The following is a 7,758-nucleotide window of genomic DNA, read 5'->3' on the forward strand; positions in this document are numbered from 1 at the left end:
ACTAACAGCATCTGACTCATTTATGGCAGTACCGGTTCATGCGCCTACATCTGGCACCATCGAACATATTGCCCAATATCCAAGTACCCATCCCTCTGCAACACCTGAAATAGCCATTAAGCTGGTATGCGATCAAGAAGACCAAGCATTGCCAACCCAAGCCGCTCTAGATTATAAGCAGCTATCAACATCCGAATTGCAGCAATACATTAGTCAAGCTGGTGTGGCCGGTATGGGTGGCGCAGGTTTCCCAACCGCCATTAAACTCAGTGATAGACAGCCCATTGAATTTTTATTAATCAATGCCGCGGAATGTGAACCGTATATCACCTCTGATGATGTATTAATGCGTGAACGTGCAGATGACATTATCCAAGGTATTGAGATATTACGTCATATGATCAAGCCAGCACTTTGTGTCATTGGTATTGAAGATAATAAAGCCGATGCAGCACAAGCGTTAGAAACGGCGATTAATGCCCTAAACCTCAGTGATGCGATCATCGTCCGTAAAGTACCGACAAAATACCCGAATGGCGGTGAAAAACAGCTCATTCAGATGTTAACGGGCAAAGAGATCAGTAAAGGTCAAATTCCTGCACAATCTGGTATCGTGATGCAAAACGTTGGTACTGTCTATGCGGTAAAACAAGCAATTATAGACCGCCAACCACTGATAAACCGCATCGTTACTTTAACAGGTAAAGCATTTCCACAACCGCGTAATGTGCAAGTCTTGATTGGTACCCAGATCAAAGCTCTACTTAACGAGTTTAACTGTAATGAAAACCAAGCAGCGGCGATCATCTACGGTGGTCCGATGATGGGCTTTACCCTTCCGCATGCGCAGTTTTCATTAACGAAGACTGGCAACTGTATTTTAACGCCAATTAAAGATGAAATACCGCAAGTCAGAGAACCCGACGCTTGTATTCGTTGTGGTGAATGCGCGGAAGTATGTCCTGTAGACCTGCTTCCACAGCAACTACATTGGTATAGCCAATCTAAAAACGTCACTAAGCTTGCCGATTATAATCTAATGGATTGTATTGAGTGTGGTGCTTGCAGTTATGTTTGTCCCAGCCAGATACCACTTGTGCATCAATATCGAATTGCTAAAGTTGAAGTGCGTGAAAGTGATGCTGAACTCGCAGCCTCAGCAATTGCTAAAGAACGCTTTGAAAAACGTAATGAACGCTTAGCGATAGAAAAAGCGCAGCGTGAACAACGTCAGAAAGATGCGGCAGCAAAACGCCGAGCAACAGCAACAGCGGCAACGGGTGAAGATCCCGTCAAAGCCGCAATGGAACGGATCCAAAAAGCCAAAGCGGCAGAGTCAGTTCCTGCCGACAATAAAGCCAGTAAAGGCTCAGCAGTTGCTGATGCCATTGCCCGTGCTAAAGCTAAGAAAGCCGCTGCGACGACAAGTGAAACCGCATCTGCGATGCCAGATAACACAGCTGTCATCGCAGAGCGCAAAGCACGAAAAGCTGAAGCGCGAGCAAGAAGAGCGGCGCAAGAGGCCAGTCAAGCAGATGTGAGCGTGAATCCAGCCATTGACGCTAAAAAAGCGGCCGTCGCAGACGCTATCGCCCGTGCTAAAGCCAAGAAAGCCGCTGCGCAATCTGGCGAAACGACAGCAATAACAACAGATGCAACACCGCCTGTAGCTGTAAGTGACAAAAAAACCGCCGTGGCTGCCGCTATCGCCCGTGCTAAAGCCAAGAAAGCCGCTGCGCAATCTGGCGAAACAACAGCAATAGCAGCAGATGTAACACCGACTACAGCAGTTGATGACAAAAAAGCCGCCGTGGCTGCCGCAATCGCTCGTGCTAAAGCCAAAAAAGCTGCCGCACAGTCAGCCGACGAAAGTACAACAAACGATTCAGCCAATGATGTTCAAGTAACCGAACCGGTTGATAATAAAAAAGCAGCTATTGCCGCAGCGATAGCAAAAGCGAAAGCAAAAAAACTAGCCCAACTTGGTGATAAATAACATGGCATTTAGATTAGCAAGCTCTCCCCATAATCACAGTGGTAGTAGCACCAGTAACCTGATGCGCACCGTTATTTTGGCTACCATTCCAGGTATTGCGGCGCAATGGTACTTTTTTGGTGCCGGTAACCTGATTCATATCGTACTCGCTTGTATGGCTGCAATTATCACTGAAGCTGTATTTCTTAAACTACGCAAACAACCGATACTAAACCGTGTAAAAGACAATAGCGCCCTGCTTACTGGCTTACTGATCGGTATTTCAGTACCAGGTTTTGCGCCTTGGTGGATCAGTATCATGGGCGCGGTATTTGCGATTGGCATTGCAAAACATCTTTATGGTGGGTTAGGACAAAATATCTTCAACCCAGCAATGGTTGCTTATGTCATGTTACTGGTCTCTTTTCCGCTACAAATGACAACGTGGCCACCGGTAAGTGAAATTACCGGTTACGAATTATCATTGTGGGATGTCTTCAATGTGATTTTTTCTGGTGTTACCTTAGACGGTCATAGCGCACACCAGTTAATGCAAAATATTGATGGTATGACCATGGCAACCCCGCTCGACACCTTAAAAACAGGTCTTGCTATGGGCAACACAGTGTCAGAGATCCAAGTACAAGAACAATTTAGTTGGTTATCGGGTTTAGGTTGGGAATGGATAAATCTAGCTTTTCTTGCCGGTGGTGTTTATTTATTAAGTAAACGCGCAATACTCTGGTATATCCCTGTCGGCTTGTTAGGCGGTTTATTTACAATCAGCTTTATTGGCTATTTATGGGCACCGGACTCGGTCGGTTCTCCTATATTTCATTTATTTTCTGGCGCGACCATGTTAGGTGCATTCTTTATTGCAACTGACCCCGTCTCTGCGGCAACAACACCAAAAGGCCGCCTTATATTTGGTGCGCTCATTGGTATGCTCGTTTACGCCATTCGTACTTGGGGTGGATATCCTGATGCGATGGCGTTTGCGGTATTATTAGCCAACATGTGCGTACCATTAATTGACTATTATACTCAACCCCGTGTTTACGGCCATAAATAGGAGATCACCATGTTAGTATCAATGAAAAAAAATGGTGCGATACTCGCCCTATTTGCCCTGGCTTGTACCTCTGTTGTCGCGATCACCCATGCCGTCACAAAAGACCGCATTGCCGAACAAGAGCAAATCCAATTACTAAAAATTATTAATCAGTTATTACCTGAAAACAGTCACGACAACAACATCTTTCAAAGTTGTAAATTAATGGTCAATGAGAGCCTGCTTGGTACATCAGAGCCCCAACGTATTTTCACTGCTACCAAGAATAATGCAGCGATTGGCTATGCGATTGAAGGTATTGCACCAGCTGGTTATAGCGGTAATATTAAACTTGTTGTCGGTGTTGATACTATCGGGAAAGTAACTGGAGTACGTATTCTTGCCCATAATGAAACACCAGGGCTAGGAGATAAAGTCGAACACCGTAAGTCGAACTGGTTAGATGACTTTGTTGACCAAACGCTCACTAAAGAAAATGCCCACTCTTGGGCTGTGATTAAAGATGGTGGCGATTTTGATTCCTTTACGGGGGCAACTATCACACCTAGAGCCGTGGTGAATTCAGTAAAAGACATCCTCACTTTTTATCAATCAGAGCAGTTTTCTGAGCTACAAAGCGCACAGTCTTGTTGGAGTAAATCATGAGCCAATATCGCGATATTATGTATCAAGGGTTGTGGAAAAATAATCCTGGTCTAGTACAAGTTTTGGGGCTTTGTCCCCTACTCGCTGTAACAGCAACAGTAACTAATGCGATGGGATTAGGCTTCGCGACTTTATTAGTGCTTGTCGCATCAAACACCACCATTTCATTAATTCGTGAATACGTACCAAAAGAGATCCGTATTCCTATTTTTGTGATGATCATTGCCTCGTTTGTAACCACAGTACAATTATTAATGAATGCCTATGTGTATGAGCTTTATCAATCACTTGGTATTTTCATCCCACTCATCGTAACCAACTGCATTATTATTGGTCGTGCTGAAGCATTTGCATCTCGTAACAAGGTATTGCCTTCTGCTGCAGATGGCTTGTTTATGGGTCTTGGCTTTACCAGTGTATTAATTGTATTAGGTGCCATTCGTGAAGTATTAGGGCAAGGCACACTCTTTGACGGTATAGATTTATTATTAGGTGATTGGGCAAGTGTATTGCGTATTGAAGTTTTTCATGCTGATACGAGCTTTTTATTAGCTATTCTGGCACCTGGTGCATTTATCGGCATGGGCTTTTTAATGGCCATTAAACATGCTATTGATGCACAACTTGATAAACGCCGTAAAGCACAGCCTGTTATTGTGGTTGAGCCTGCAGCCGAGACTGAATCTACGACGAATTAGTCATAACGACTTAATTACAAACTTTTAATTAAAACACGGAGCCATGCTGATTGATGATATTCAGCGTGGCTTTATAATATAAATTGCATTAAATAACGAATTACAGATTGTTGTGATTGATAGCATATATAGGATAAAGATATGAACAAGGATAAACGCCGTATCATTTTAGAGCGTCTGCGTGATAACAATCCCCATCCTGAAACTGAGTTAAAATTCTCTTCAGCATTTGAATTACTTGTGGCTGTGACGCTTTCTGCTCAAGCTACCGATGTCAGTGTGAATAAAGCGACGGACAAACTTTTTCCTGTTGCCAATACACCACAAGCTATCTTTGACTTAGGCGTTGAAGGATTGAAAGGCTATATTAAGACCATTGGTTTATACAATTCTAAGGCCAGCAATGTCATTAAAGCCTGCCAGATATTAATAGAGAAACACAATAGCATTGTGCCAGAAAATCTTGATGATTTAGTTGAACTACCTGGCGTAGGTAGAAAAACTGCTAATGTGGTATTGAACACCGCATTTGGTTGGCCGACGATTGCCGTTGATACCCATATTTTTCGCGTGTCGAACCGCACTAAATTGGCCATGGGTAAGAATGTTGACCAAGTAGAGGATAAACTACTTAAAGTAATACCAGCTGAGTTTAAAGTTGATGTCCACCACTGGTTAATTCTACACGGTCGCTATACTTGTATCGCCCGTAAGCCGCGTTGTGGCTCTTGTATTATTGAAGATTTGTGCGAATTTAAAGACAAAATCTACCCAGAAGAGTAACAGCTATACCAGCCCAGCCAAAATCCAGCAACTTGCTGGATTTTATTCCACTTTCAACATCCACATTCAACGGTAAATTGTAAACCTAGATGAACGCATATATAAGCCAATGATATTTAGTGTAAAGTATACGGCTTCAATATTGACTTAAAGTATCATTAAACTTACAATCCGCTCGAATTAACCAAGCAAAGGAAATAACATGGAAAGCGATCATTGTAGGAGAGCCTATATATAGATGTTGGATACTAAATTGTAAAATCCCCCTCCCTCTATTTATACCTCTCTCATTATATAAAACGTCAATAATCTGAAATTATCAGACGTATTTAACTTATTATAAATAATGCTTAGTTACGATTATTTAATCGTTATTATAAGTGTTAATAAATATTATATTGAATAATCAACTGTGTTTACACATTGGCTGTATTGTAATAATCAACGATTATTGCTCATACCTCCACACCCACAAATTAAGTAAACCATTGATAAATAGGAAATGAAATGGAAATTGACATTCCTCCCAGTCTACTGCCGTTCCAGAAATGCGATGTGTAGTGGTATGTGAACTTATATTTAATGCTTTAATTTTTAATTAAAATACAAATGAAATCACAATAAATAATATCCCCGTCATCGCTGTTATTAACATTATAAAAAATATTTTATCCTATTATATTGGAGGACTAATCATGTCCAATAATACAGCGCTTATAAACAATGAAAACAAATTAATATTAACTAATGACATTAATCATCCTTTTGAATTATGGAGTGATGAAACGAAGAATAAAGTAATTTCGTTTTTAACAAATAATTCAATCGAGGAACTACGTCATTGGTTTAGTAATAAAACCTTAAATCAATATTATCAAATAAAAAAATTATCATTAGAGAATATTGATTTAAAAAAACTATGACCCGCTTGGCTACTTGCCGATATTGAATTGTTAGGAACGGCCAGCAGCCCTGTCTATTCTGTTATGTCACCAACCCCAGCACTGCTGCTAAATCATAATATGTCAGTTGCAGAGGCAGTAAACTACGTAAAGTCCATGAACAAAGAACTCAATTCTAAAGCTGCAATGATTGTTGACCAGTATGGTCGATATTATGCTTTGTTAGAATTACACATGCTGCTTCAGCATGATGAGGATCTGCTATTAACAGATATTGCATTACAAATTGAACCTTGCCATGTTGGTGAAGATCAAGAGTATGCAGTTCGCCAACTACAAAACTCCAATTCAGAATATTTACCCATTGTCGATATACGCGGCCATCCTGTTGGCTTATTTCAATGGCAGCAAGCCTCGCAAGTAATGCAGGTTGAGTTAACGGAAGATGTCAATTTACAGATGGGTATTCAGAGTAGTCTAGACGAACCAAGTTATCTGGATATGTCGGTAATAGACCATGTGCGTAAACGCATAATTTGGGTGTTGGGTTTGGCTGCTGTCGGGATCTTTTCAGGCATGATTATTCAGAGTTATGACGATGCGATAGCGGCATTAACAATACTCGCCTTGTATATGCCGATGATTGCCGACACCGGCGGTAATGCAGGGAGTCAATCTGCAACCGTGATCGTGCGTTCCTTAGCATTAGGGGAACTGAAACTTAAAAACTGGCTAACGGTGGTATGGAAAGAATTAAAAATCGCCAGTTTAATCGGTTTAGCGTTGGCCGCCGCTTCATTTATGAAGGTGGAGTTTTTATCTAGTGGCGCCGAGTTACCAGGTAACATAACTTTGACGTTATTAGGTACTGCGATTGCATTAGCATTGTTTCTACAAGTGCTTACTGCAACCGTTATTGGTGCCACTTTGCCTTTACTGGCTAAATCATGTCGATTAGACCCTGCCGTTGTAGCAAGCCCAGCTATTACTACCTTTGTTGATATTACTGGGTTACTGATTTATTTCTATATCACCACTACATTACTTGGTATTTAGTCTTAATCCTCTGTATTTAAATAGTAAAATTAAGGAATATAAATGTTAAATTTTAAAGCTATACATACTAGGGTCCGATATTTACCCATTGTGCACCTTAAATTAGCGTTGCAGTGGTTAGCGGCGATAGCCATTAGTGCCAGCATACTTGGCTGTTCAGAACCTCAGCTAAGCAATAGTACTTTTAAAGGTCAAACGATGGGCACATTTTATGACATCAAAGTTGCCCATTTTCCACTGACTGAAAGTGAACAGTCTTCTATTCATGCTGAAATAGAGCGACGCTTAGAGCAAGTTAATGAGCAGATGTCGACTTATCGCCCGCACTCCGAACTATCACGTTTTAATTTAAGTCATGCAGTGACTAACTTTCCGGTATCAGAAGATACGGCGAAGGTGGTTGCCGAGTCCATCCGCATACATGAGATAACATCAGGTGCATTCGATGTCACACTTGGCCCTCTCGTTAACTTATGGGGGTTTGGTCCAGATAATTTACCGCAACAAAGACCAACTGCCGAGATGATTACAGCAGCGCAATCACGTGTTGGCATTCAGCATCTGAGTAATACTAAAAATAGCTTAAGTAAGAATATCGATAGTCTTTATGTTGATTTATCTGGCATA

The 7,758-nt window shown here is 41.4% G+C and carries 8 protein-coding genes; all 8 read left to right on the forward strand.

Features of this window, described 5'->3' with window-relative positions:
• Positions 1–1,996: electron transport complex subunit RsxC (rsxC, locus tag QNK26_RS09755; protein ID WP_319222555.1), on the forward strand; the 1,996-nt coding region annotated here is incomplete at its 5' end.
• Between the two features lies 1 nt (position 1,997).
• The gene (gene rsxD / locus QNK26_RS09760) at positions 1,998–3,047 is read left to right on the forward strand and encodes an electron transport complex subunit RsxD (protein ID WP_319222557.1); all 1,050 of its coding nucleotides are present in this window, start codon (positions 1,998–2,000) and stop codon (positions 3,045–3,047) included.
• Between the two features lie 9 nt (positions 3,048–3,056).
• Positions 3,057–3,692, forward strand: a complete 636-nt coding sequence (gene rsxG, locus QNK26_RS09765; RefSeq protein ID WP_319222559.1) for an electron transport complex subunit RsxG — start codon at positions 3,057–3,059, stop codon at positions 3,690–3,692.
• Positions 3,689–4,390, forward strand: a complete 702-nt coding sequence (locus QNK26_RS09770; RefSeq protein WP_319222560.1) for an electron transport complex subunit E — start codon at positions 3,689–3,691, stop codon at positions 4,388–4,390. Before rsxG ends, QNK26_RS09770 begins: the two co-directional genes overlap by 4 nt.
• 141 nt (positions 4,391–4,531) lie before the next feature.
• A complete protein-coding gene (nth, locus tag QNK26_RS09775) occupies positions 4,532–5,173 on the forward strand; it encodes an endonuclease III (protein WP_319222561.1) in 642 nt (213 codons plus the stop codon).
• A gap of 695 nt (positions 5,174–5,868) precedes the next feature.
• Positions 5,869–6,096: a hypothetical protein gene (locus QNK26_RS09780; RefSeq protein ID WP_319222563.1), complete on the forward strand. Its 228-nt coding sequence runs from the start codon at positions 5,869–5,871 to the stop codon at positions 6,094–6,096.
• 135 nt (positions 6,097–6,231) lie between these two features.
• A complete protein-coding gene (locus QNK26_RS09785; RefSeq protein ID WP_319222565.1) occupies positions 6,232–7,131 on the forward strand; it encodes a magnesium transporter in 900 nt (299 codons plus the stop codon).
• A gap of 42 nt (positions 7,132–7,173) precedes the next feature.
• Positions 7,174–7,758: FAD:protein FMN transferase (locus QNK26_RS09790; RefSeq protein ID WP_319222567.1), on the forward strand; the 585-nt coding region annotated here is incomplete at its 3' end.

Source organism: Moritella sp. (assembly GCF_033791185.1).
GTDB lineage: Bacteria > Pseudomonadota > Gammaproteobacteria > Enterobacterales > Moritellaceae > Moritella.